This is a genomic window from Pseudomonas putida (assembly GCF_028682475.1).
Classification (GTDB): Bacteria; Pseudomonadota; Gammaproteobacteria; order Pseudomonadales; family Pseudomonadaceae; genus Aquipseudomonas; species Aquipseudomonas putida_AG.
The window spans coordinates 1-23985 of the sequence record NZ_JANHLE010000023.1; the positions used below are offsets into that span (position 1 = coordinate 1).

21 protein-coding genes are annotated in these 23985 nt (G+C 61.6%); 12 read left to right on the top strand and 9 right to left on the bottom strand.

The features are described 5' to 3' along the window. Positions 1 to 160: 160 nt before the first annotated feature. Positions 161 to 682 (top strand): DUF6586 family protein, encoded by a 522-nt coding sequence (locus NPS47_RS18355; protein ID WP_274296224.1) that lies wholly within the window; start codon positions 161 to 163, stop codon positions 680 to 682. A gap of 50 nt (positions 683 to 732) precedes the next feature. Then, positions 733 to 966 carry a hypothetical protein gene (locus NPS47_RS18360; protein ID WP_045194907.1) on the top strand — a complete coding sequence of 78 codons (234 nt, stop codon included), beginning with the start codon at positions 733 to 735 and terminating at the stop codon, positions 964 to 966. A 65-nt stretch (positions 967 to 1031) separates the two neighbouring features. Here the strand turns inward: NPS47_RS18360 and sulA are convergent, their stop codons facing one another. Then, on the bottom strand, positions 1032 to 1526 hold the full coding sequence (gene sulA / locus NPS47_RS18365; protein ID WP_274296225.1) for an SOS-induced cell division inhibitor SulA: 495 nt from the start codon (positions 1524 to 1526) through the stop codon (positions 1032 to 1034). Positions 1527 to 1536: 10 nt separating this feature from the next. After that, a complete protein-coding gene (gene lexA / locus NPS47_RS18370) occupies positions 1537 to 2145 on the bottom strand; it encodes a transcriptional repressor LexA (protein WP_107022852.1) in 609 nt (202 codons plus the stop codon). A 231-nt stretch (positions 2146 to 2376) separates the two neighbouring features. On the opposite strand from lexA, the gene NPS47_RS18375 reads away from it, so the two are divergent. From NPS47_RS18375 to nagZ, 3 genes are read left to right on the top strand one after another with little or no spacing between them, the layout of a single operon-like run. Further along, on the top strand, positions 2377 to 3090 hold the full coding sequence (locus tag NPS47_RS18375) for a TetR/AcrR family transcriptional regulator (RefSeq protein ID WP_274296226.1): 714 nt from the start codon (positions 2377 to 2379) through the stop codon (positions 3088 to 3090). 45 nt (positions 3091 to 3135) lie between these two features. After that, complete coding sequence (locus NPS47_RS18380) at positions 3136 to 3660, top strand: L,D-transpeptidase (protein WP_274296227.1); 525 nt, start codon at positions 3136 to 3138, stop codon at positions 3658 to 3660. 22 nt (positions 3661 to 3682) lie between these two features. Then, complete coding sequence (gene nagZ / locus NPS47_RS18385) at positions 3683 to 4681, top strand: beta-N-acetylhexosaminidase (protein WP_274296298.1); 999 nt, start codon at positions 3683 to 3685, stop codon at positions 4679 to 4681. A gap of 83 nt (positions 4682 to 4764) precedes the next feature. Here the strand turns inward: nagZ and NPS47_RS18390 are convergent, their stop codons facing one another. From NPS47_RS18390 to mfd, 3 genes are read right to left on the bottom strand one after another with little or no spacing between them, the layout of a single operon-like run. Next, positions 4765 to 8100 (bottom strand): DEAD/DEAH box helicase, encoded by a 3336-nt coding sequence (locus NPS47_RS18390; RefSeq protein ID WP_274296228.1) that lies wholly within the window; start codon positions 8098 to 8100, stop codon positions 4765 to 4767. Positions 8101 to 8104: 4 nt separating this feature from the next. Further along, a complete protein-coding gene (locus NPS47_RS18395) occupies positions 8105 to 8665 on the bottom strand; it encodes a CsiV family protein (RefSeq protein ID WP_274296229.1) in 561 nt (186 codons plus the stop codon). A 10-nt stretch (positions 8666 to 8675) separates the two neighbouring features. Next, a complete protein-coding gene (gene mfd / locus NPS47_RS18400; protein ID WP_274296230.1) occupies positions 8676 to 12125 on the bottom strand; it encodes a transcription-repair coupling factor in 3450 nt (1149 codons plus the stop codon). Positions 12126 to 12294: 169 nt separating this feature from the next. Here mfd and NPS47_RS18405 point away from each other — a divergent pair, with 169 nt between their 5' ends. The 3 genes from NPS47_RS18405 to sthA all read left to right on the top strand — a co-directional run bounded on the left by NPS47_RS18405 (position 12295) and on the right by sthA (position 16486). Next, positions 12295 to 13758 carry a glyceraldehyde-3-phosphate dehydrogenase gene (locus NPS47_RS18405; RefSeq protein ID WP_038608904.1) on the top strand — a complete coding sequence of 488 codons (1464 nt, stop codon included), beginning with the start codon at positions 12295 to 12297 and terminating at the stop codon, positions 13756 to 13758. 71 nt (positions 13759 to 13829) lie between these two features. After that, a complete protein-coding gene (locus NPS47_RS18410) occupies positions 13830 to 14825 on the top strand; it encodes an FAD:protein FMN transferase (protein ID WP_274296231.1) in 996 nt (331 codons plus the stop codon). Positions 14826 to 15091: 266 nt separating this feature from the next. Next, positions 15092 to 16486, top strand: coding sequence for a Si-specific NAD(P)(+) transhydrogenase (sthA, locus tag NPS47_RS18415; protein ID WP_038608908.1), 1395 nt, complete (start codon positions 15092 to 15094; stop codon positions 16484 to 16486). Between the two features lie 42 nt (positions 16487 to 16528). On the opposite strand, the gene NPS47_RS18420 is transcribed toward sthA, so the two are convergent. Together NPS47_RS18420 and NPS47_RS18425 are read right to left on the bottom strand one after the other, a co-directional pair. Beyond that, positions 16529 to 17251, bottom strand: coding sequence for a glycerophosphodiester phosphodiesterase (locus NPS47_RS18420; protein WP_274296232.1), 723 nt, complete (start codon positions 17249 to 17251; stop codon positions 16529 to 16531). A 27-nt stretch (positions 17252 to 17278) separates the two neighbouring features. Beyond that, positions 17279 to 17866: a PilZ domain-containing protein gene (locus NPS47_RS18425; RefSeq protein ID WP_274296233.1), complete on the bottom strand. Its 588-nt coding sequence runs from the start codon at positions 17864 to 17866 to the stop codon at positions 17279 to 17281. Between the two features lie 94 nt (positions 17867 to 17960). On the opposite strand from NPS47_RS18425, the gene NPS47_RS18430 reads away from it, so the two are divergent. From NPS47_RS18430 to NPS47_RS18440, 3 genes are all read left to right on the top strand, one after another. Next, positions 17961 to 19211: a lipoprotein-releasing ABC transporter permease subunit gene (locus tag NPS47_RS18430; RefSeq protein ID WP_274296234.1), complete on the top strand. Its 1251-nt coding sequence runs from the start codon at positions 17961 to 17963 to the stop codon at positions 19209 to 19211. A 7-nt stretch (positions 19212 to 19218) separates the two neighbouring features. Continuing rightward, positions 19219 to 19902, top strand: coding sequence for a lipoprotein-releasing ABC transporter ATP-binding protein LolD (gene lolD / locus NPS47_RS18435; protein ID WP_274296235.1), 684 nt, complete (start codon positions 19219 to 19221; stop codon positions 19900 to 19902). 72 nt (positions 19903 to 19974) lie between these two features. Beyond that, on the top strand, positions 19975 to 21219 hold the full coding sequence (locus NPS47_RS18440; protein WP_274296236.1) for a lipoprotein-releasing ABC transporter permease subunit: 1245 nt from the start codon (positions 19975 to 19977) through the stop codon (positions 21217 to 21219). Positions 21220 to 21288: 69 nt separating this feature from the next. On the opposite strand, the gene NPS47_RS18445 is transcribed toward NPS47_RS18440, so the two are convergent. Together NPS47_RS18445 and NPS47_RS18450 are read right to left on the bottom strand one after the other, a co-directional pair. Further along, positions 21289 to 22647 carry a heavy metal sensor histidine kinase gene (locus tag NPS47_RS18445; protein ID WP_274296299.1) on the bottom strand — a complete coding sequence of 453 codons (1359 nt, stop codon included), beginning with the start codon at positions 22645 to 22647 and terminating at the stop codon, positions 21289 to 21291. Further along, positions 22644 to 23324 carry a heavy metal response regulator transcription factor gene (locus tag NPS47_RS18450; protein ID WP_274296237.1) on the bottom strand — a complete coding sequence of 227 codons (681 nt, stop codon included), beginning with the start codon at positions 23322 to 23324 and terminating at the stop codon, positions 22644 to 22646. Before NPS47_RS18450 ends, NPS47_RS18445 begins: the two co-directional genes overlap by 4 nt. 157 nt (positions 23325 to 23481) lie before the next feature. Between NPS47_RS18450 and NPS47_RS18455 the strand changes: the two genes are divergently transcribed. Continuing rightward, the gene (locus NPS47_RS18455; protein WP_274296238.1) at positions 23482 to 23976 is read left to right on the top strand and encodes a cupredoxin domain-containing protein; all 495 of its coding nucleotides are present in this window, start codon (positions 23482 to 23484) and stop codon (positions 23974 to 23976) included. Positions 23977 to 23985 lie beyond the last annotated feature (9 nt).

Below are 23985 nucleotides of genomic sequence, written 5' to 3' on the forward strand. Positions count from 1 at the left end.
ATATCGCCCTTAAGAGGTGTCCGGGATCATTAGACCAGTTCAATCCCGCTCCCACAGGATTAAGGAATCCCTGTGGGAGCGGGATTGCCCCGCGATGCTTTTCAGGCCTGCAATGGTGTAAATTCACAGATCGCCTTGCAGCCTTTCGGAGGGCACCCAGATGGCCCAGGAACTCTACACCCGCACCAATCAGAAGATTTACTTCGCCGGCCTCGCTCTCGAAGCCATGGGCAAAGCCCAGGATAGCCGGGCGATGAATGCCCAGGCGTTGACTCAGGCTGAGCGTGAGTCGGCGCTGTTTCACCTGTACGGCGCACTGCTGGGGCTGTGTCACGAGATTGCCGGGTTTTACCGCTTACCACAGGCCGGTGCCCCGCGTGCAGAGCTGCTGCTGACTCGCGAAGTGCTGGAAGCTGTAGCGATTCCCGAGATGGCCGAGCTGGTTGAACTGGCTGAGCAGCGGGAAACCTGGCTGGCGCAACTGTTAGGCGCTTATGCCGATTTGTTCCGACCGCCGGTCGCGAAAAAAGCGCCGAAAACTGATGTCACCCAGCCGTTGATTCAGGCCGTGAGCCTTGATGAGCCCGAGATAGCGCCACTTTCGCGGGAAGAGCTGGAGAGCTGGCGGCAGAACCTGAAGGGGCTGACCGTTCGTTTTCGCGAGGGCTTGAGTGAGTGCTGATTGGGACGCTCGCTGGTACAATACTGGCCTTTCGTGGAGAACTGCCCCTTATGCCAACGTCCTTTCTAGAAATTGTCGAGTTGCCGGATGGCCGGATCGAGCTGCGCCGTGCCGAGGACGAAGGTTCCCTGGTGACCCTGGATTTCTCCGAGGACGCCAAGGCTTTCCTGCAAGGTCAGCACGTGGAAGTGGCCAAGGCCATGCTCAGTGTTGGCGTGCAGATGGCCGGCAAGCTGGTGGAAGGCGAAATCGAGCGAGACGACGGACCGCGCGTTCTGCATTGATCGCCCTGCAGGGCTTCCTCGTCCTGAGGAAGCCTGGCGAAACCCATCAATACTTGACCTGAATATCAGCCAAGGCGGATGTTCAGGCTCTGTGCGTCTCCGGCGCGTGCGGCGGTGCTCAGTTGCTGGCGGGCGCTGCTGCTGACCGTGCTCAGCCAGCTGACCACAGTATGGCTGCGGCCCAGGCGCAGGGCTTCGCAGGCCAGTTGCAGAGCGCTCTGGTTACCGCGTGGTTGCAGCAACAGGATGCGCTCACGGTTCAGGCCCGCTTCGCGCAGCCATGCCTGGGTCAGGCTTGGCGGCGGGGCGATCAGGGTCAGCCAGCGCTCGTCCTGTTCTTCGCTCAATTCGCTCAGATCGCGCAGCATGGGGGCCAGCAGGCTCTGGCAGTTGCCCAGCGCACCACGCAAAGACAGCTCGCTGAAAACCTGAGCTGCGCCAGGGTGCGGCGCAGGCTTGGCGGCTTTCAGTCCGGGCAGCACTGGCTGGGCCAGGAATGCTTCGAACAGGGGCAGTTGTGTTTGCTGCGGTACATTCTGTGATGCTGGGGGGAGCTGCATGACGCCTCCTTTACCGGCGAATGACGCCGACACTCAAGCCCTCGATCACCAGCTCCTGGTCTTTCAGGTTGACTTCGATGGGGGCGAATTCGGGGTTTTCAGCAATCAGCCAGACTTTGCTGCCTTCGCGCTTGAAGCGCTTGACCGTCACCTCGTCACCCAGGCGGGCGACCACGATCTGGCCATTGCGGGCTTCGCGGCAGGTGTGGACGGCGAGCAAGTCGCCATCAACGATGCCGACATCCTTCATGCTCATGCCATGGACGCGCAACAGGTAGTCGGCCCGGGGGTGGAAGAAGGCCGGGTTGATGTTGCAGGATTCCTCGATGTGTTGCTGGGCAAGAATCGGTGCACCGGCGGCGACACGGCCGATGATCGGCAGGCCGCTGTCTTCGGTCTTGGCTTCAAGGCCGGGGATGCGGATGCCGCGCGAGGCGCCCGGGGTCATCTCGATCGCGCCCTTGCGGGCCAGTGCCTTGAGGTGTTCCTCGGCGGCATTCGGTGACTTGAAACCCAGTTCCTGGGCGATTTCCGCGCGGGTGGGCGGGAAGCCGTTGTCTTCCAGGCAGCGCTTGATGAAAGCCAGAATCTCAGCTTGGCGTGGCGTCAGTTTTAGCATGTCGATCGCTCTGTCTTTTTATACAGTGACTGGGATTATATACAGTGGGTGGCAAGCTGCAAGCATCAGGCTGCAAGAAAACCCGGCGCCAGGTGCGAATGTCCTTGCAGCTTGCGGCCTGCAGCTGTGATTTAATACGTGACCGGGTAGGCACAAAACGGCTGTGCGGACTTGACAAAACACCGCTTTGAAACGTATGTTTCAAACAAGTGTTTGTCAGGCGGAGTAGTCATGGCCCAGTCGGAAACCGTTGAACGCATTCTCGATGCTGCCGAGCAGTTGTTCGCGGAAAAAGGTTTTGCCGAAACCTCATTACGGCTGATCACCAGCAAGGCCGGCGTCAATCTGGCGGCGGTGAACTACCATTTCGGTTCCAAGAAGGCCTTGATCCAGGCGGTCTTCTCGCGTTTCCTCGGTCCTTTCTGTGCCAGCCTCGAGCGTGAGCTGGAGCGTCGTCAGGCCCGCCCCGAGCAAAAGCCGAGCCTTGAAGAGCTGCTGGAAATGCTGGTCGAGCAGGCGCTGGTGGTACAGCCGCGCAGTGGCAACGACCTGTCGATCTTCATGCGCTTGCTGGGCCTGGCCTTCAGCCAGAGTCAGGGGCATTTGCGGCGTTACCTGGAGGACATGTACGGCAAGGTGTTCCGTCGTTACATGCTGCTGGTCAACGAGGCCGCGCCGCGTATTCCACCCATCGAACTGTTCTGGCGTGTGCATTTCATGCTCGGTGCCGCAGCGTTCAGCATGTCCGGGATCAAGGCACTGCGTGCTATTTCCGAAACTGATTTCGGCGTCAACACCTCGATCGAACAGGTCATGCGCCTGATGGTGCCGTTCCTCGCCGCCGGCATGCGTGCCGACAGCGGTGTCACTGACGAGGCCATGGCTGCCGCGCAGCTGCGTCCGCGCAGCAAATCCTCAAGCAGCACGGTCGCCGCCAAGGCCTGATGCCATGGCTGGGCGCGGCGAGCCGCATCGGCTAAGCTAGCGCCCATGCCCAGTCTCGATTTACTGCACATTTCCCTTGCCGATCAATGCCTCTACGGGTTCACCCGGGGGCAGTTGTGTCTGCGTCTGCCTGTGTCCACCGCGTTCAATGGAGCCGGTGAGCGCAATGGCTCCGGTTGTACGCCGCGTGGCCTGCATCAGGTCCGGGCGAAGATCGGTGCCGGGCTGCCGCAAGGTGCGGTGCTGCGCGGGCGACGCTGGACCGGCGAGACGTGGTCAGTTGAACTGCATGAACACTTTCCCGGTCGTGACTGGATCCTCAGCCGTATCCTCTGGCTCAGCGGTTGCGAGCCGGGAATCAATCGTCTGGGTTCGGTCGACACCTTCCGTCGCTACATTTATCTGCACGGCACGCCTGATTGCGAACCTATGGGCGTGCCGTTGTCCCATGGCTGTGTGCGCCTGCGCAATGCCGACCTGCTGCACCTGTTTGACCAGGTGCCCGTGCATTGCCCGGTGCGCATCGAAGAAGCCGCGTGCCCCGAATGGGCCTGCGCGCCCCTGAACTGAAGGATCAATTATGAGTGCCAGCCTGCAAGGCTCCTTGATGGTGGACATCGCCGGTACCTGGCTGACCGCCGAAGATCGCCAGCTGTTGCGCCAGCCCGAAGTGGCCGGCCTGATCATCTTTGCCCGTAACATCGAAAGTCCGCGTCAGGTACGTGAACTGACCGCTTCGATCCGTGCCATCCGCCCGGACCTGATTCTGGCAGTCGACCAGGAAGGTGGCCGGGTGCAGCGCCTGCGTCAGGGCTTTGTCCGCTTGCCGGCGATGCGTGCGATTGCCGATAACGACAACGCCGAATACCTGGCGGAGCAGTGCGGCTGGCTGATGGCTACCGAAGTGCTGGCGGTTGGTCTGGACCTGAGTTTCGCCCCGGTGCTGGACCTTGATCACCAGCGTAGCGCCGTGGTCGGCAGCCGCGCGTTCGAAGGGGATCCGCAGCGTGCCAGTGTCTTGGCTGGTGCTTTTATTCGCGGTATGAACGCCGCTGGCATGGCGGCATGCGGCAAGCACTTCCCAGGGCATGGCTGGGCTGAGGCCGACTCCCATGTCGCCATCCCGACTGACGAGCGCAGCCTTGAGCAGATTCGTGCAGTAGATCTGGTGCCGTTCGCACGGCTCAGCGGTCAGCTGGCGGCGGTGATGCCGGCGCATGTCATCTACCCGCAGGTCGATAACCAGCCGGCAGGCTTCTCGCGCCGCTGGTTGCAGGACATTCTGCGCGGCGAGCTGGGCTTTGACGGGGTGATCTTCAGTGATGACCTGTCGATGGCGGGTGCTCATGTGGTGGGTGATGCGGCCAGTCGTATCGAGGCGGCATTGAGTGCTGGGTGTGATATGGGCCTGGTGTGTAATGACCGGGCCGCTGCCGAGCTGGCATTGACGGCGGCGCAACGCCTGAAGGTCAAGCCGTCGCCACGCATTGCACAAATGCGCGGGCAGGGCTTTGCACGTACCGACTATCGCCAGCAGCCGCGTTGGCTGGAGGCGTTAGGGGCGCTCAAAGAGGCTCAACTGGTCGATTGATACCAGTAGCCAATCGCCGGCAAGGCCGGCTCCCACATGGCAATACCAGCACCCTGTGGGAGTTGGCATTGCCAGCGATGAATTCAACCCGCCTTCGACGTCTTGCGCTTGCCAGGCAGCGGCGCAAACAACGCATCGATATCCTCCGCCGCCAAGCGCCAGTCCCCCGCCTGACGCCCATCCAGCACGCCGGCCGCCAGCGCCGACTTCTCCTGCTGCAGCTGCTGGATTTTCTCCTCCACCGTGCCTCGGGTAATCAGCTTGTAGACGAACACCGGTTTTTCCTGGCCAATGCGATAGGCGCGGTCGGTAGCCTGGTTTTCCGCCGCCGGGTTCCACCAGGGATCGTAATGGATCACAGTGTCGGCAGCAGTCAGGTTCAGGCCAACACCGCCGGCCTTGAGGCTGATGAGAAATATCTGCAGGCGCCCGCTCTGGAAGTCCTGTACCGGTGCCCGGCGATCGCGGGTTTCACCCGTCAGCAGGGCGTAGGCGATGGACCGCTGCTGCAGTTCGGCCTCGATCAGCCGCAACATGCTGGTGAACTGTGAGAACAACAGCACGCGTCGCCCTTCGGCAAGCAGCTCCTCAAGCATTTCCATCAGGCTCGCCAGCTTGCCCGAGTGGGCGCCACGGGCGGTCGAGGCCTGGCTGTTGACCAGCCGCAGGTCGCAGCAGACCTGACGCAGTTTGAGCAAGGCTTCGAGGATGATGATCTGGCTGCGCGCCACACCCTTGCGTGTGATCTCCGCGCGCACCTTCTGGTCCATGGCCAGGCGCATGGCCTCGTAAACATCGCGCTGCGCATCGCTGAGCTCGACCCAATGGACCATGTCGGTCTTGGCTGGCAGCTCGGTGGCCACCTGTTCCTTGGTGCGCCGCAGCAGGAATGGCTTGATCCGTGCGTTGAGATGCTGCAGGCGCTCATCGTTGCCCTGGCGCTCGATCGGTACCCGGTAATCACGGTTGAATGCCTTGGCATCACCCAGCCAGCCGGGCAGCAGGAAGTGAAACAGCGACCACAGTTCACCCAGGTGGTTTTCCAGCGGCGTACCGCTCAGGCACAGGCGCTGGCGTGCTTCCAGCTGGCGCGCAGCCTGAGCGGCTTTGCTGCTCGGGCTTTTGATGTACTGCGCCTCGTCGAGGATCAGTACATGCAGCATCAGCTCCTTGAAGTGCTCCAGGTCCTTGGGCAGCAGAGCATAGGTGGTCAGCAGCAGGTCGTAGTCCTGCAGCTTGTCAAAGTGCTTGCGTCGGCCGATACCTTGCAGGGCCAGGACCCTAAGACCGGGGGCAAAGCGCGCCGCCTCATCCTGCCAGTTGGGAATCAGGCTGGTGGGCATGACTACCATGGCTGGGCGAGTCAGGCGTCCAGCATTCTTTTCGGTGAGCAGGTGGGCCAGGGTTTGTAAGGTTTTACCCAGGCCCATGTCATCGGCGAGGATACCGCCGACTTCCAGCTCGCGCAGGGCCTGCATCCAGCTCAGGCCTTCAAGCTGATAGGTGCGCAGCGTAGCGTTGAGGCCTTCCGGTGCCTGAACCGGTTGCCGACGGATATCACGCAGGCGTTCGCCCAGGTTGCGGACCCGATCGCCACCTTGCCAGTTCAGCGGAATGTCTTCCAGTGCGTTGAGGCGGGTGGCATCGAGCGTGGGCAGGCGCAGGCTGGCGTCGCCCGACTCACGCAGGTAGAAATCGCCCAGCGTTGCCAGTACGGGCTTCAGTCGTCCGTATGGAAGTGCTACTTGCAAGCTGCGACGTACTTCGCCCTGGTTGGCGGGAATCTGCACCAGCAGGCTTTCGTCGTCGCGGCGCTTGTTCAGCTGGGCAGGATTTAGCAGTTCCGGGTGAGTGCGTAATACAGTGAGCAGTATGGGCAGCAGGCTCAAACGTTGGCCATTGACCTCAATGCCCACTTCCAGGTCGAACCAGTCGCGCCCGCTGGCTTCGTCAATATGGGCGTACCAGTTATCGACCTCGGCAAGATTGAAGGCGAAATCGTCGGTGTATTCGATCTCCCAGCCTTGCTCGCGCAGGGGCGGTAGATCGTTGAGCATGAATCGTAACCAGGCGCCTTCGGTTGCCAACTCGAAAAGCTCGCCTGCGCTTTCTGGCAGTGCTTTGCTTTGTCGGGTGGCCACTTTGAAGCCCAGATCCAACAGTTTCTGACGTATCAGTTTCTCGGCATCGGTCTGGCGCTGGATGCGCTGGTTGGTGGTGCCGTCGAGGCGTGTGATTTCCGTGCCTTGCCTGCCGCTGGCGCGGATGCCGTCATATGCAAAGGAAAGTGCGGCGCGGTGCTGGTGCTGGCGTTGCATCCTGCCCGATTGCGGGACATAAGCGCTGAACTCATGGCTGCCCAGAATCAGGTGGGGCGTGGGGGCAATACCGTTGATGATCGTCTCGCTCAATGTTCTGGGGGTGGGGATCTGCCGGTTGAGGGTCTGGATCCTGTGGCTGAAATTCACCACCTGGCTTTCAGGCACCAGCGGTGCCAAGGCGAGGGAAGCAGCAGTCACTTCATCATAGTTGTGGTTGAGCAGGCCAATCTGATCCAGTTCGGCATCAACGTAGTACAGCGGTTTCAAGGCCAGTACCAGCTTGAGTAGCTTGCCCTGGTAGTACCAGCCGCCTCTGTAGTTTTCGCTGTTGAATTTTTCCCAGCGAAACTCACCTGTCCGGGCTGGGCCTGGTTTGAGTGGCTGTTCACCGGCCGTCAAAAACAGACGCTCGGTGGCAAGTGCATGTTCAAGCAGCTCGGTGCCCTCACTGTCTTCGAGGTTGACACCGCTCGAAAAAGCGCCGGTAGATGTACCGGCAACTACCATGCGTAAAAATTTCGCATCGTTTTCAGTCAGGTAGCCAGGGTTTTGTCGCAGTATTTCGTGCGGGTAATGGATCACCTTGAGGTCTGTGAGGCGGCCATCCTTGAGGCGCTTGCATTTGTACGGTGTGATAGTGGCTGTGCCGTTTGCCTCGAACTGAAGCTCGTACATCAGGGTGCGCGTGCTGTGCTCGGCACGTTTATCGGCGTCTGGGCCTGATTTTTCCAGGCGCCCCAGCCAGTGCTCCAGTGCAGGGCTTAACTGCTCGCCGTTATCCTTCTGCTTGTCCGTCTGTGGCACGGGAAGCGACATCAGGTGGTACAGGGCTGCTGCGCAGTGCTTGCAGTCGAAGCCGACCGGACAGGTGCAGTCGGCGTTCAACGAAGAGGAGTGCTTGCCTGGCCTTACGCTGATGGACTGGGTGTAGACGTTGGCACCTGAGCCGCGACAGACCGAGGTAAGGTTGTAATCCTTCAGGGATATCACCTTTACCCGGTTTTGTTCGGCATAGCGGAACCCCTTGTCCAGCGCATTGGGTGGGAAGGACATGGCCCAGTCGTTATCTTCGAGCACTTGTCGCAGCGTTTTCGGCATCCGATTACTGCTCCATCATCTCCGGCGCAGGCGCGGGGGGACTGGCTGGCCGGTTGGCCGTCACTTTGAGCAGCAGGGCCAGGTGGCCGCCGTCAAGGAAGGTCAGTTCTCCATTTTTTACCGTGCTGTTGCTCTGCTTGAGCTGTTCGCTCTGGATCACCGCGCCATTGCCATCGAACTGGTTGACCCAGAGGCTGGCCTCGACGCTGATAAAGCGCTCTTCCTTGAGGTTCAGGTTGCCCTCGATCGGGAAGTGCCCGAACTGTTCCTTGCCGTCACTGATGGCGACGGTGCCGGCGCCCTGTTTCCAGGCTTTGTGTAGCAGCACGGTGTACTGGCTGTCGGCGCTCAGCTTGGCCGCTTCGTCGGTCATGGCCGGTTGGCGCAGGTCGCCTTCGGCAATGGCCTGGGCGCCAGCGCTCCAGTCTTCCGGGGCGGACTGGCTGGTAATCGCCGGTACGGCGTTCTGCCGTACCAGGATCATTTCGACCTGATAAACGCCTTCAGCAAAAGCCGCTGGAGCGAACAATGCCAGCAGCAGGGTCAGGCAGCGAATGGCACGCATGGATCTTCCTTCACGCAGATTGTGGGGTCAGGCGCTCGAACAGCGCCTCGAGGTTGTTGAAACGTTCTTCCGGGCGTTCCATCGGCACCATGAACTTGAATTGGGTGGCGCCTTCGAATTTGTAGCGCTTGGGCTGGCCCTGGATCAGCTTGATCAATACCAGCGGATCGACCGGGGTCTCGGCTTCGAACTCGATCTTGCCGCCGTTGGGGCCGGCATCGACTTTTTTGATGCCGAGCTTCTCCGCCTGCAGTTTGAGCAAGGTCAGGCGCACCAGGTTCTTGGTCGGCTCGGGCAGCAGGCCGAAGCGGTCGATCATCTCGACTTGCAGGTCCTTGAGGCCGTCTTCGTCCAGCGCCGAGGCGATGCGTTTGTACAGGATAAGCCGTGCGTGCACATCCGGCAGGTAGTCTTCGGGAATCAGCGCTGGCAGACGCAGGTTGATTTCCGGGCCACCGCCCAGCGGCTGGTCGAGGTTCGGCTGGGTGCCCTTGCGGATGGCCTTGACCGCACGCTCGAGCATCTCCATGTACAGGGTGAAGCCGACCGCCTGGATCTGCCCGCTCTGGCCTTCGCCGAGCAGTTCGCCGGCGCCGCGGATCTCCAGGTCGTTGGTGGCCAGGACAAAACCGGCACCCAGGTCCTGGGTGTTGGCGATGGCCTCCAGACGCTTCTCGGCATCCGGGGTGATCTGCTGGCGCGGCGGCGTGAGCAGGTAGGCGTAGGCTTGGTGGTGGCTACGACCGACCCGGCCGCGCAACTGGTGCAGCTGGGCCAGGCCGAACTTGTCGGCGCGTTCGATGATGATGGTGTTGGCGCTGGGCACGTCGATGCCGGTTTCGATGATGGTCGAGGCGATCAGCACGTTGAAGCGCTTGTGGTAGAAGTCGCTCATTACTTGTTCGAGTTCACGCTCGCGCATCTGCCCGTGGCCGATGCCGATACGCGCTTCGGGGACCAGTTCGGCGAGATCGGCGGCGCATTTCTCGATGCTCTTCACATCGTTGTGCAGGTAATACACCTGGCCGCCACGCAGCAGCTCCCGCAGCAAGGCTTCCTTGACCGTGCTCTTGTTCTGCTCCATGACGAAGGTGCGCACCGACAACCGGCGTGCCGGTGGGGTGGCGATGATCGACAGGTCGCGCATGCCGGCCACCGCCATGTTCAGGGTGCGCGGGATCGGCGTGGCGGTCAGGGTGAGGATGTCCACCTCGCTGCGCAGGGCCTTGAGCTGTTCTTTCTGACGCACGCCAAAGCGGTGCTCTTCGTCGATGATCACCAGGCCCAGGTCTTTGATCTTGACGTCGTCCTGCAGCAGCTTGTGGGTGCCGATGACGATGTCGATCTTGCCTTCGGCCAGGTCCGCCACGGCGGCGGCGACTTCCTTGGGCGACTTGAAGCGGCTCATCACTTCCACGGTCACCGGCCAGTCGGCAAAGCGGTCGCGGAAGCTGTTGTAGTGCTGCTGGGCGAGCAGGGTAGTCGGCACCAGAATTGCCACCTGGCGGCCACCGTGCACGGCGATGAAGGCTGCACGCATGGCCACTTCGGTCTTGCCGAAGCCGACGTCGCCGCAGACCAGGCGGTCCATCGGCTTGGCCGCGAGCATGTCTTCGCGCACCGCTTCGATGGCGCTCTGTTGGTCCGGGGTTTCTTCGAACGGGAAGCCGGCACTGAAGGTGGCGTAATCCACCGACGGGTCGGCGAAGGCATAACCTTTTCGCGCCGCACGCCGGGCATAGATGTCGAGCAGTTCGGCGGCGACGTCGCGCACCTGTTCGGCAGCCTTGCGCTTGGCTTTCTGCCAGGCTTCGGAACCCAGCCGGTGCAGCGGCGCCAGGGCGTCGTCGCTGCCGGTGTAACGGGCGATCAGGTGCAAGTTGGCCACCGGGACGTAGAGCTTGGCGCCCTCGGCGTATTCGAGGGTGAGGAACTCGGCGGCCTGGTTGTCGATTTCCAGGGTCGCCAGGCCCAGGTAGCGGCCCACGCCGTGGTCGATATGCACTACCGGCGCGCCTTCGCGCAGCTCGGTAAGGTTCTTGATCACCGCGTCGTTGTTGGCGTCGCTGCGTTTGTCGCGGCGCCGGCGCTGCATCACCCGCTGACCGAACAGCGGGCTCTCGGCGACCAGGGCGATGGCCGGGTCGTCGAGCAGCAGGCCTTCGTCCAGCGGCGCGATGGTGATTGCCAGGCGCTCTTTGCCCGCGACGAAGGCGTTCCAGCTGTCGACGGTTTGCGGGCGCAGCTTCAGGCGTTCAAGCAGCTCCAGCAGCACTTCGCGACGGCCCGCCGACTCGGCGGTGAACAGCACGCGGCCAGGGAACTGGTCGAGAAAGCCCGACAGCGCCGCCAGTGGCTGGTTGGCCTTGGCTTCGATGGCCAGGTTCGGCAGGGGCTGGGCCGGGAAGCGCTCACGGCCGGCGCCGCTGTCGATCTCATCCTGGCTGACCACCACGCGCGGCCAGCTTTTCAGCCGGGCAAAGCAGTCTTCCACTGGCAGGAACAGCTCGGCCGGCGGCAACAAGGGGCGCGACGGGTCGATGCGGCGCTCTTCGTAGCGGTTGCGTACATCGCTCCAGAAGTGCTCGGCGGCCTGCTCGGCACCTGGCAGGGAGAACACCTGGGTGTCCTGCGGCAGGTAATCGAACAGGGTCGAGGTGTCTTCGAAGAACAACGGCAGGTAGTACTCGATACCGGCCGGGGTGATCCCGCTGGACAGGTCCTGGAAGATCGGGCAGCGGCGGAAATCGACGTCGAAGCGCTCGCGAAAGCGTGCCTTGAAGCGGGTCACCGCCTCTTTTTGCAGCGGGAACTCGCGGGCCGGCAACAGCCGTACCGACTCGACCTTATCGATCGAGCGCTGGGTTTCCGGGTCGAAAGTGCGCAGGGTCTCGATTTCGTCATCAAACAGATCGATGCGGTAGGGCAGTTTGCTGCCCATCGGGAACAGGTCGATCAGCGCGCCGCGCACGGCGAACTCGCCATGCTCGTACACCGTATCGACACAGCGGTAGCCGCTGGCTTCAAGGCGCGTGCGCATCTGTTCGACATCCAGCTTCTGGCCGATGTCCAGCACCAGGCTGCTACCGAGCAGGAAGCTGGTCGGCGCCAGGCGGTGCAGGGCAGTGGTGATCGGCACCACGAGAATGCCGTGATCAAGTTCCGGCAACCGGTACAGGCTGGCAATCCGCTGCGAGATGATGTCCTGGTGCGGCGAGAACAGGTCGTAGGGCAGGGTTTCCCAGTCGGGAAACGGCAGCACCGGCAGCTCGGGCGCGAAAAAGCGCAGCTCCTGTTCGAGCCGGTCAGCGCTCTGGCTGTCCGCGGTCAATAACAGGGTGAAGCGCTTGGCGGCGCTGGCAGCCTCGGCAATCGCCAGGCTCAGGGCGGCACCCGGCAGGTTGCCCCAGGTTTGTTTGCCGGCAGTGGCCGGCAGGTGCGGTAGACGCAGAACAGGCACGGGAGGTCGAGCTCCAAGCGTTGCGACAAAGACGCCAATTGTACCGGTCACAGGCCCGTGCTGTCAGGTTTGCGCAGGCTAAATACATGGAGTGACAGAGTGGCGACAGGCGCTCATTGCTCGATGGGCTGCGGGGCGTCATAATGTAGCCCCTTTTTTCTGTCCCTACATGTGGAAGGTTCCCGTGACTCAGAAGCCCGACCAGTGTCTTGGTGAGTGGATTGATCGTGAAGCACTTGCAGAAGCGATGATCCCGCTTATCGGTCAGCTCTACCGCAATAACAATGTGGTGAGCTCGATCTATGGCCGCAGCCTGATCAACCGTTCGGTGATCTCGATCCTCAAAGCGCACCGCTTTGCCCGTCATCGCCAAACCGACGAAACCGAACTCTCTGTCCACGAGACATTCCCGCTGCTCAAAGCCATGAGCGAGCTGAAACTGGGCGCCGCTTCGGTCGACCTGGGCAAGCTGGCCAATAAATTCAAGCAGGAAGGCAACGGCCGTAGCGCCGAGCAGTTCGTGCGTGAAGAAATGGCTGACGTGGTTGGTCAGCAGAACGCTTCGGCGCGCAAAGGCACCGACGTTGTGCTGTACGGCTTCGGTCGTATCGGCCGCCTGCTGGCGCGCATCCTGATCGAAAAAACCGGTGGTGGCGACGGCCTGCGTCTGCGTGCCATCGTCGTGCGCAAAGGCGCCGAGAACGATCTGGTCAAGCGTGCCAGCCTGCTGCGTCGTGACTCGGTTCACGGCCCGTTCGATGGCACCATCACCATCGACGAAGCCAACAACACCATCACCGCCAACGGCAACCTGATCCAGGTTATCTACGCCAAGAGCCCGAGCGAAGTCGACTACACCCAGTACGGCATCGAAAACGCGCTGATCGTCGATAACACCGGTGTATGGCGTGACGCCGACGGCCTGGGCCAGCACCTGGCCTGCCCGGGCGCCGCCCGCGTGATCCTCACCGCACCCGGCAAAGGCGCGCTGAAGAACATCGTCCACGGTATCAACCATGGCGATATCACTGCTGACGACAAGATCATCTCGGCCGCTTCGTGCACCACCAACGCCATCGTGCCGGTGCTCAAGGCTGTCAATGACAAGTACGGCATCGTCAACGGCCACGTCGAAACCGTTCACTCGTTCACCAACGACCAGAACCTGATCGACAACTTCCACAAGGGCAGCCGTCGTGGCCGTGCCGCGCCGCTGAACATGGTTATCACCGAGACCGGTGCCGCCACCGCAGCCGCCAAGGCGCTGCCAGTGCTCAAGGGCAAGCTGACCGGTAACGCGATTCGTGTTCCTACGCCGAACGTGTCGATGGCCATCCTCAACCTGAACCTGGAAAAGGCCACCAGCCGCGAAGAAATCAACGAGTACCTGCGCCAGATGGCCATGCACTCGGATCTGCACAAGCAGATCGATTACGTCAGCTCCCAGGAAGTGGTCTCCACTGACTTCGTCGGCTCGCGCCACGCTGGTGTGGTCGACGCTGAAGCCACCATCTGCAACGATAACCGTGTTGTCCTGTACGTCTGGTACGACAACGAATTCGGTTACAGCTGCCAGGTTGTGCGCGTGATGGAAGACATGGCCGGTGTAAACCCGCCAGCTTTCCCACGCTAAGCTTGGCTTGGTTGTGAAAGACGGGAACCTCAGGGTTCCCGTTTTTTTTGCCTGAATTTCCAGGAGGACGGATGCGCAACGCGTTGCTGGTGAGTGTGCTGGTGAGTCTGATGGGCTGTGGCCAGGGCGACACGCTTGAGCGTGTCAGCGGGCCGACCATGGGCAGTCGTTACACCGTGCAGTATGTACGCACGCCGCAGGGGCCGACGCCTGAGCAGATCAAGCGTGAGGTGGAAACGATCCTTGACGGCGTCGACAAGCGCTTCTCCACCTATCGCAGCGATTCGCTGACCGAAACCTTCAACCGCTTGCCCGCCAACAGCTGTCAGCCCATGCCGGCAGATGTGCTGGAACTGGTGCGCGTTGGTGAGCAGCTGTCGCAACAGAGCGGCGGCGCGTTTGACCTGACAGTGGAACCGTTGCTCGACCTGTGGGGCTTCGGGCCGCAGTCGCGGATGGAAAAAGTACCTGACGCCCAGGCGCTGGCGGCTGCTCGCGAGCGTGTCGGGCATGGGCATTTGCGCATAGTGGGCGAGCAGCTTTGCAAGGATGCGCCGGTGGAGGTGGACTTCAACAGCATCGCTGCGGGGCATGCGGTCGATCTGGTGGTTGCACGGCTCAATGCCTTGGATGTCGCGGATTTACTGGTCGAGATCACCGGTGAACTCAAAGCAGTGGGGCGAAAACCGGATGGCAGCAGCTGGAAAGTGGCTGTCGAATTGCCCCGCGAGGATCGCCAGATTGCCCAGCAAGTGTTGGCGGTGGATGGTTTTGGCGTATCGACCTCCGGTGACTATCGCAATTATTTCGAGGAGAATGGCCAGCGCTATTCGCACACCTTCGATGCGCGCCTGGGGCGGCCGGTGAAACATGAGCTGGCAGCGGTGACGGTGTTCGACCGTTCGGCGCTGATGGCGGACGGGTATTCCACCTTGTTGCTGATCCTCGGGCCGCAGCAAGGCTGGGACTTTGCCCTCAGCCATGAGATCGCTGCGGTGTTCGTGACCCGGGTTGGCGACGGTTTCGTCTCCCGTAGCACGCCGGCGTTCGAACAACTGGCGCTGTAGGAGCGGATTTATCCGCGATTGGGCACAACGTCGCCCCGGTTCCCTATTCCCGATCCGGGGCCGCTTCGCGGATAAATCCGCTCCTACAAGGTTTGTGTAAATGACATGTAGTGCAGAGAAAAATAGCCTACGACGCGACCAAGGGTTAATGTGCGCGGCGTTCAAGCTTGATTAGACTGCACCCGAATTTTTTCATGGCGCCGCTGGCGACATGATCTAGCCCCGCTCGCCAATGTGGCAAGCGGGCCTGTTCTGAAGGAGTACGCATGGCTGTCTACAACTACGACGTAGTGGTGCTGGGTTCCGGCCCCGCAGGAGAAGGGGCGGCAATGAATGCTGCCAAAGCAGGACGCAAGGTGGCGATGGTCGATAGCCGTCGCCAGGTCGGCGGTAACTGCACCCACCTGGGCACCATCCCGTCCAAGGCCCTGCGTCACTCGGTGCGCCAGATCATGCAGTTCAACACCAACCCGATGTTCCGGGCCATTGGTGAACCGCGCTGGTTCTCGTTCCCGGACGTGCTGAAAAGCGCCGAGAAAGTGATCGCCAAGCAGGTCGCTTCGCGTACCGGCTACTACGCCCGCAACCGTGTCGATGTGTTCTTCGGCACCGGCAGCTTCGCCGACGAGCAGACCATTGAAGTGGTCTGCGCCAACGGCGTGGTCGAGAAACTGGTGGCCAAGCACATCATCATCGCCACTGGCTCGCGTCCGTACCGTCCGGCCGACATCGATTTCCATCACCCACGGATCTACGATAGCGACACCATCCTCAGCCTCGGTCATACCCCGCGCAAACTGATCGTTTACGGCGCCGGGGTCATCGGTTGCGAATACGCTTCGATCTTCAGTGGTCTGGGTGTGTTGGTAGAGCTGGTGGACAACCGAGGCCAGTTGCTGAGTTTCCTCGACTCGGAAATCTCCCAGGCGCTGAGCTACCACTTCAGCAACAACAACATCACCGTTCGCCACAACGAAGAGTACGAGCGTGTCGAAGGCCTGGACAACGGTGTGATCCTGCACCTGAAGTCGGGCAAGAAGATCAAGGCCGACGCCTTGCTCTGGTGCAATGGCCGTACCGGCAACACCGACAAGCTGGGTCTGGAAAACATCGGGATCAAGGTCAACAGCCGTGGCCAGATCGAAGTCGATGAGAACTACCGCACTCACGTGCCGAACATCTACGGTGCTGGTGACGTGATTGGCTGGCCAAGCCTGGCCAGTGCTGCCCATGACCAAGGTCGCTCGGCGGCTGGCAGCATCGTCGACAATGGCAGCTGGCGCTTCGTCAACGACGTGCCGACCGGTATCTACACCATTCCGGAGATCAGCTCGATCGGCAAGAACGAACAGGAACTGACCCAGGCCAAAGTACCTTACGAAGTCGGCAAGGCCTTCTTCAAAGGCATGGCGCGGGCGCAGATTGCCGGTGAGCCGCAAGGCATGCTGAAGATCCTGTTCCACCGCGAGACCCTGGAAATCCTCGGCGTGCACTGCTTCGGTTACCAGGCTTCGGAGATTGTCCACATCGGCCAGGCGATCATGGATCAGCCGGGTGAACGCAATACCCTGAAGTACTTCGTCAACACCACCTTCAACTACCCGACCATGGCCGAAGCCTATCGGGTAGCGGCCTACGACGGTCTCAACCGGCTTTTTTGAGCGGCTCCGGCCGGTGGCCTGAGCCGGCCGGGGAGACCGATTTCAGCGATTCTCGAGGGTGGCGCTGGCCAAACCGGGAAAGTCTGTAATCAGGCTGTCTACGCCGAAGTCGGCGAGCCTGCGCATCAGCGCCGGCTCGTTGACTGTCCACACTGACACGTGCAAACCCTGGCGCTGAGCCTTGATCAGACGCTCGGGGGTGCACAGTGTCCAGTTCAATGCCAGCAAGTTGCACTCATAGTTCTGGGCGACCTTCAGCGGGTCGAGCCAGGCGTACTCGGCGACCAGACCGCGAGAAATATCCGGTGTCAGTTCCAGGGCCGCTCCCAGCACTTCCCGTGAGCTGGAAGTGATGGTGATCTTGTCGAGGAGGCCGAACTGCTGGGCCATTTCGCGAATAGCTAGCACCGTGATCACGGCACGGGTACGCGAGGCGCTCTTGACCTCCAGTTGCCAGTGCTCGAAATCGCATTTTTCGAACAGTTCTTCAAGTCGTGGAATGGGGCAGGGTGATACCCAGCCCGGGCCACCTTCGCGGGCATCGTACGTCACCAGGTTTGCCGCTTCGTGCTCGGCCACCTTGCCGCGTCGGCCGGTGGTGCGCTTGAGGCTCGGGTCGTGAATCACCATCAGCTCGTTGTCAGCCGACAGGTGCAGGTCCAGTTCGCAGCGGCGCACGCCGTGCTTGAGACACTGCTGGAAGCTGGTCAGGGTGTTTTCGGGGGCTTCGCCCTTGGCGCCACGGTGGCCGTAAATCTGGGTCACGTTTGTTCCTTCAAGAAAGGGTGAGACTCAAGAAGCGCTCGGGGCGTTCTGTTCCAGTGCCTGGCGTCGTTGTTGTGCCTGTCGTTGCAGGATGTAGCGAGCCAGCAACTGGCGCTGGGCGTCGGTCATGTCGACAAACTCGCTGCCGATTTCGTACTGACCGTCGGCCTGTTGATCGCAGTGGGTGACTCTGGCACGCAGCAGCAAGCCCAGGGCTTGCGGCATCAGCACCATCTTCACCGCGACCCGGCTGCCAGCAGCGAGCGGCTGGGCCTGGTTGAACTCGATCCCGCCTTCGGACAGCACCACCGGTTGTGGTGCGCTGAGCTGCCCGAGCAGGGTTTGCGCAACCACAGCGCTGAGCAAGTCGATACGTTTATTCTGCGCCTTGAGGAACGCGGCCAGGGTGCGATCCTTGTCGCTGAGCTGGCGCAACAGGTGCTGGGACTCGAATTCGCTCAGGTGCAACTCACTAAGCAGGTTGAAAAGTGGTGAATCATCTTGCAACAAGTCTGGGCCGAGGGCTTCAGTAGCACTCAGCGGGCTAATTTCCAGTGCGATCCTATCGTCGATACGGTAGTATTCGCGGCGATCTTCTTCATCTAATGTCGACATGGCGAACCCATGGTAGCGGCGGTGGTCTGAGTGTAAAGCTGCTATTCAAGCCCCGCCACAAGGACGTTCCTCTTTCATCCGAACAAGCCCCGACATGTTCAGACCTCTCTTCGTATTCATCGGTACGCGTTACACCCGTGCCAAGCGCCGTAACCACTTCGTCTCGTTCATTTCCCTGACCTCGATGATCGGCCTCGCCCTGGGCGTGGTGGTGATGATCGTGGTGTTGTCGGTCATGAACGGCTTCGATCACGAGATGCGCACCCGGGTATTGGGCATGGTGCCCCATGCCACCCTGGAAACTGGCCAGCCGCTCAACGACTGGCCTGCCCTTGCCAAGCAAGTAAAGCAGAACCCGCAGGTTGTGGCGGTTGCACCCTTTACCCAGATGCAGGGTTTGCTGACTCACGACGGCAAGGTGCAGAAGGTGCTGCTCAACGGCATCGACCCGGCCCAGGAACGGCAGGTCTCGATCATCGACAACTTCATTCGTGAAGGTAAGCTCGACGCCCTGGCGCCGGGTGAGTTCGGCATCATGATCGGTGACAAGGCGGCGGCCAAGCTGGGTGTCGGCATCGGCGACAAGCTCACCTTCGTCGCTCCGGAGGTCACCGTGACCCCCGCTGGCATGTTTCCACGCATGAAGCGCTTTACCGTGGTCGGCATCTTCCATGTCGGTGCCGGTGAAATCGACGGCTACCTGGGTCTTACCAACCTGTCGGACCTGTCGCGGCTGCACCGCTGGAAAGCCGATCAGGTCCAGGGCCTGCGCCTGAAGTTCGACGACCTGTTCCAGGCGCCGCGCGCCGCCTGGGACATCGCCCAGAACCTGGGTGACCGCGAGTTCTACGCCCGTGACTGGACCCGCACCCATGGCAACCTGTACCAGGCGATCCGCATGGAGAAGGCCATGATCGGCCTGCTGTTGCTGCTGATCGTGGCAGTGGCGGCGTTCAACATCATTTCCACCCTGGTGATGGTGGTCAACGACAAGAAGGGCGATATCGCCATCTTGCGTACTCTGGGTTCGACCCCGGGGCAGATCATGGCCATCTTCATGGTCCAGGGCACGGTGATCGGCGTGGTCGGCACCTTGATCGGCGGGGTAGTCGGGATTGCCGCGGCACTGAACGTCAGTGCGGCGATTGCCGGGCTCGAGCGCCTGATCGGGCACAAGTTCCTCAATGCCGACGTCTACTTCATCGACTACCTGCCGTCCCAGGTCATGGCCGAAGACGTGTGGATGGTCTGCGGTGCGGCATTGGTCCTGAGTTTCCTCGCCACCCTGTATCCGGCCTGGCGTGCGGCACGCACCCAGCCTGCGGAGGCGCTACGTTATGAGTGAGTTGGGCATGAGTAATAAAGCAGTGCTGAGTTGCCGCAACCTGGGCAAGTCCTACGAGGAAGGCCCGGAGAAGGTTCAGGTGTTGTCCGGTCTGCAGCTGGAGCTGCACCCCGGGGAGCGGGTGGCCATTGTCGGCAGTTCGGGTTCGGGCAAGAGTACCTTGCTCAACCTGCTGGGCGGTCTCGACACCCCGACCGAGGGCAGCGTCTGGCTTGCCGGTGAAGAGCTGTCGGCGCTCGGTGAGCGGGCCCGTGGCCTGCTGCGCAACCGCGCGCTGGGCTTCGTCTACCAGTTCCATCATCTGCTGCCGGAGTTCACCGCGCTGGAGAACGTGTGCATGCCGTTGCTGATTGGCCGCACCGCCATCCCCGAAGCGCGCGAGCGCGCCGAGGCGCTGCTCAAGCGCGTCGGTCTGGGTCATCGCCTGAGCCACAAGCCAGCCGAGCTGTCCGGCGGTGAGCGCCAGCGGGTGGCGATCGCCCGCGCCCTGGTCAATCGCCCGGGGCTGGTGATGCTCGATGAGCCCACCGGTAACCTCGACCACCACACCGCCCAAGGCATCCAGGACCTGATGCAGGAGCTGAGCAACTCGTCGCAGACAGCCTTCCTGGTGGTCACCCATGACCTCAACCTGGCGCGGCAGATGGACCGTGTGCTACGCCTGGACGATGGCCACCTGGTACCGATCTGACCTGGCCGTGCAGCGTGCCCGCGCGCTTTGGCGGGCACCGTGTTTCTTTTCTTTACCTGGGTGCTTCCGTTCATGTTCAGACCCTTGTCTATTTTCATCGGCGCGCGCTACACCCGCGCCAAGCGCCGCAACCATTTCATCTCGTTCATTTCCATGACCTCGATGATCGGCCTGTCCCTGGGTGTGCTGGCAATGATCGTGGTGTTGTCGGTGATGAACGGTTTTCAGCGCGAAATGAGTGCGCGGATTCTCGGCATGGTGCCGCATGCCAGTGTTCTCGGTGTGCAGCCATTGGCTGACTGGCGCCCGGTGGCCGAGGCTGCGCTGAAAGACCCGCAAGTACTCGCGGCCGCGCCATTGACCGAGATGGAAGGCATGCTCTCCTACAAGGGCGCGATGCAGCCGATCCAGGTCAGCGGTATCGATCCGGCCGAGGAGGGTAAGGTCTCGATCGTTGCCCAGCATATTGTCCAGGGCAGCTTGCAGGCGCTGGAACCGGGCGAATACGGAGTAGTGATCGGCGAGATCAGCGCCCGGCGTTTTCGCTTGAATGTCGGAGACAAGCTGACCCTGATCGTGCCGGAAGTAAGCAGCGCTCCAGGCGGTATCACGCCGCGCATGCAACGTCTGAATGTGGTCGGGGTGTTCAAGGTGGGGGCCGAGCTGGATGGCTCCATGGCCTACATCCATATGGCCGATGCAGCCCAAATGCAGCGCTGGCAGCCGGGTCAGGTGCAGGGCGTGCGCCTCAAGCTCAAGGACTTGTACGCCGCGCCGCAGGTGTCCAAGGCCATCGCTGCAAACCTGGGCGAGCAATACCGTGCCGATGACTGGTCGCATACCCAGGGCAGCCTGTTCAGTGCCATGAAGATGGAAAAGACCATGATTGGCCTGTTACTGCTGATGATCATCGCCGTGGCGGCGTTCAACATCATTGCCACGCTGATCATGGTGGTCAATGACAAGGGTGCGGACATCGCCATCCTGCGCACCATCGGTGCGACCCCGGCGCAGATCATGGGCACGTTCATGGTTCAGGGTACCTTGATCGGCATTGTCGGTACCTTGATCGGCGGTGTGCTCGGGGTGATTGCCGCGCTCAATGTCAGCCAGATTGTCGGCTGGCTGGAACGGGTCAGCGGGCAACACATATTTACCTCGGATGTTTACTTCATCAGCAGCCTGCCGTCGGAGCTGCAATGGGGCGATGTGGCGTTGATCTGCAGCGCGGGTCTGGTGATGAGTTTTCTGGCGACCTTGTACCCGGCGTATCGGGCTTCGCAGGTTGAACCGGCGTACGCTTTGCGTTACGAGTGATGGCTATCGCGGGGCAAGCCCGCTCCCACAGAAATCTCGGTGGGAGCGGGCTTGCCCCGCGATAATGCTTCACACCGCTGGCAAGTCGATCACAAACCGCGTCCAGCCCGCCGCCGACTCGGCACGAATACCCCCACCATGAGCCTGAACAATCGAACGGGTAATCGCCAGGCCCAGCCCCGCATGCTCGCTACTGCCTTCACGACGCGCCGGATCGGCCCGATAAAAACGGTCGAACAGGCGCGGTAGCAATGCCGGGTCTATGGGCTCGCCAGTATTGGCTACCTGCAAGCGCACCTGGTCATTCTCCACCTCGATACTCAAGCGAATCTCGCCCTGTGCCGGGGTAAAGCGCAAGGCGTTGTCCAGCAGGTTGGACAGGGCCCGGCGCAGCATGTGCCGGTCACCTTCCAGGCTGGCTTGGCCTTCGCGGTGCAACGTAATACCGGTTTCTTCGGCCAGTGGTGCGTAATACTCCAGCAAGGCATCAGCCTCATCGGACAGATCAAGTCGCTGGCGGCTGGGCATCAACAGGCCGTGGTCGGCCTTGGCCAGATAGAGCATGTCGTTGACCAGCTGGGCCATCCACTGCAGCTCTTCAAGGTTGCTGTGCAAGGCTTCGCGGTATTCGTCCAGGTCGCGTGGGCGGGTGAGGGTGACCTGGGTGTGCGTCAGCAGGTTCGACAGTGGCGTGCGCAATTCGTGGGCGATATCGGCAGAGAACGCCGACAAGCGCTGGAAGGCATTATCCAGGCGCTCCAGCATGGCATTGACGGTCTGCGCCAGTTCGGCCAGTTCAACCGGCATCTGGTTTTCAGGCAGGCGGGTGGTCAGCGAGCGCGCCGAGACTTGTGAGGCGACCTCGCCCATGCGCCGCAATGGCCGCAGGCCGCTGCGCGCCGCCCAGGCGCCGAGCAGGGCGGTGGCCAGGGCGGAGAGGCCGACGGTCAGCCAGATCAGTTGCTGCATGCGCTGCAGAAAGTGCTGGTGGTGAGTAATGTCGAGAAACAGTGTCAGTTGCGCCGACTGCGGTTCGCCAGGTTGTAGATTGACGCACAGGCTGCGGTAGTCGCTACTGCTGCTGTGCACGGTGCTGATTCCGGGCACCTGAGGCGATTCGGGCAGGTCGCTCTGGCTGTCGAACCACACCCGGCCATCGTTGCCCCGTACGCGTACAGCGAGGTCAGCCTGATGGCTCAGTTCGGTTTGCAGCGCGGGCAGGCGTGCAGCCAGACTGGCCGGGTCCTGGACGCCTTCAAGCATCTGGCGCAACACCGACAGCCGACTCTCGAGCAGTTGCTGGTCCAGTTCGATGAAATGGCGTTCACTGGCGCGGCTGAACAACAAGCCAGCAGTTAACGATACCGCCGCCGTGCAAGCGGCAAACAACAGTGCCAGGCGGCCGCCCAGGGACAAACGGCGCATCAGGCAATCCGCTCTTCGAGTACGTAGCCCATGCCGCGCACGGTGTGGATCAGTTTGTGCGCGTGGTTGTCATCGATTTTCAGGCGCAGGCGGCGGATCGCCACTTCGATGACGTTGGTATCGCTGTCGAAATTCATGTCCCAGACCTGGGAGGCAATCAGCGACTTGGGCAGCACCTCGCCTTGACGGCGCAGCAGCAGTTCGAGCAGGGCGAACTCCTTGGCGGTCAGGTCAATGCGCTGACCGTTGCGCTCGACCCGGCGGCGGATCAAGTCCAGGCGCAGGTCGGCAAGGCCCAGGCTGGTCTCCTGGGTCGGGCTGCTGCCGCGGCGCAGCAGGCTGCGCACCCGGGCCAGCAACTCGGAGAAGGCAAACGGCTTGACCAGGTAATCATCAGCGCCCAGCTCCAGGCCATGCACGCGGTCCTCTACGGCATCGCGGGCGGTGAGAAACAGCACCGGCACCTCACTGCCCGCTGCGCGCACGGCCTGGAGGATCTGCCAGCCATCGCGGCCAGGCAGCATCACATCCAGGATCAACAGGTCGTAGTCGCCGGTCAGGGCCAGGTGCTGGCCGGTGTTGCCGTCGGCGGCCAGTTCCGTGGCGAAACCTGCTTCACTGAGGCCCTGGCTCAAGTACTGGCCGGTCTTGGTCTGGTCTTCGACGATCAACAATTTCATCGGGGTTGCTCATGGACATGGATTGCCGGGTGGTTATACCGCGCCGGAGGGGATTGGTGGCCAAGCTGACAAAGTTGTAATGTTTTTGTCAGGTAGCTGCCAGCGCCGGTTTTCTACAGTGAAGCCAGATTCGTCGCAACCCTGGAGTGGGCCTGATATGAAACACCTTATTTTTACTGGCGCCCTGGCGCTGTTCAGTCTGCCTGCACTGGCTTCACCTGCGAATTCATTTGCCTTTGGCGCGCCGGCAGCGGCTGCCAAGGCTGACCGTACCGTGGAGATCGTCATGGGCGACATGTACTACGCGCCACGCAGCTTGCAGGTCAAGGCCGGAGAAACCGTCCGCTTCGTGTTGATCAACAAGGGTGCGGTGGCGCATGAGTTCAGTCTCGGCGACGCGCTCATGCATGCCAGGCATCAGAAGGAGATGATCGCCATGCAGGGCCAGATGGACCACGCGGCCATGGGCCACGGCAGCATGCAGCACGGTGCCATGATGAAGCATGACAACCCCAATACGGTGATGGTTGCTCCCGGCAAGCGGGGTGAGCTGACCTGGACCTTCACCCATACCACTCCTATCGAGTTTGCCTGCAATGTGCCGGGCCATTATCAGGCGGGCATGGTTGGTGAACTGACCATCGGACAGTAACAGCCGATT

Excerpts from the sequence above, each read along its gene's own strand:
- NPS47_RS18390 (WP_274296228.1), bottom strand. The coding sequence starts at position 8,100 with ATGCCGAAAACGCTGCGACAAGTGCTCGAAGATAACGACTGGGCCATG.
- NPS47_RS18430 (WP_274296234.1), top strand. The coding sequence starts at position 17,961 with ATGTTCAGACCTCTCTTCGTATTCATCGGTACGCGTTACACCCGTGCC.
- sthA (WP_038608908.1), top strand. The coding sequence starts at position 15,092 with ATGGCTGTCTACAACTACGACGTAGTGGTGCTGGGTTCCGGCCCCGCA.
- NPS47_RS18380 (WP_274296227.1), top strand. The coding sequence starts at position 3,136 with ATGCCCAGTCTCGATTTACTGCACATTTCCCTTGCCGATCAATGCCTC.
- sulA (WP_274296225.1), bottom strand. The coding sequence starts at position 1,526 with ATGCAGCTCCCCCCAGCATCACAGAATGTACCGCAGCAAACACAACTG.
- NPS47_RS18375 (WP_274296226.1), top strand. The coding sequence starts at position 2,377 with ATGGCCCAGTCGGAAACCGTTGAACGCATTCTCGATGCTGCCGAGCAG.
- NPS47_RS18455 (WP_274296238.1), top strand. The coding sequence starts at position 23,482 with ATGAAACACCTTATTTTTACTGGCGCCCTGGCGCTGTTCAGTCTGCCT.
- lolD (WP_274296235.1), top strand. The coding sequence starts at position 19,219 with ATGAGTAATAAAGCAGTGCTGAGTTGCCGCAACCTGGGCAAGTCCTAC.
- NPS47_RS18395 (WP_274296229.1), bottom strand. The coding sequence starts at position 8,665 with ATGCGTGCCATTCGCTGCCTGACCCTGCTGCTGGCATTGTTCGCTCCA.
- NPS47_RS18355 (WP_274296224.1), top strand. The coding sequence starts at position 161 with ATGGCCCAGGAACTCTACACCCGCACCAATCAGAAGATTTACTTCGCC.
- NPS47_RS18450 (WP_274296237.1), bottom strand. The coding sequence starts at position 23,324 with ATGAAATTGTTGATCGTCGAAGACCAGACCAAGACCGGCCAGTACTTG.
- NPS47_RS18360 (WP_045194907.1), top strand. The coding sequence starts at position 733 with ATGCCAACGTCCTTTCTAGAAATTGTCGAGTTGCCGGATGGCCGGATC.
- lexA (WP_107022852.1), bottom strand. The coding sequence starts at position 2,145 with ATGCTAAAACTGACGCCACGCCAAGCTGAGATTCTGGCTTTCATCAAG.
- NPS47_RS18425 (WP_274296233.1), bottom strand. The coding sequence starts at position 17,866 with ATGTCGACATTAGATGAAGAAGATCGCCGCGAATACTACCGTATCGAC.
- NPS47_RS18410 (WP_274296231.1), top strand. The coding sequence starts at position 13,830 with ATGCGCAACGCGTTGCTGGTGAGTGTGCTGGTGAGTCTGATGGGCTGT.
- NPS47_RS18440 (WP_274296236.1), top strand. The coding sequence starts at position 19,975 with ATGTTCAGACCCTTGTCTATTTTCATCGGCGCGCGCTACACCCGCGCC.
- NPS47_RS18405 (WP_038608904.1), top strand. The coding sequence starts at position 12,295 with ATGTGGAAGGTTCCCGTGACTCAGAAGCCCGACCAGTGTCTTGGTGAG.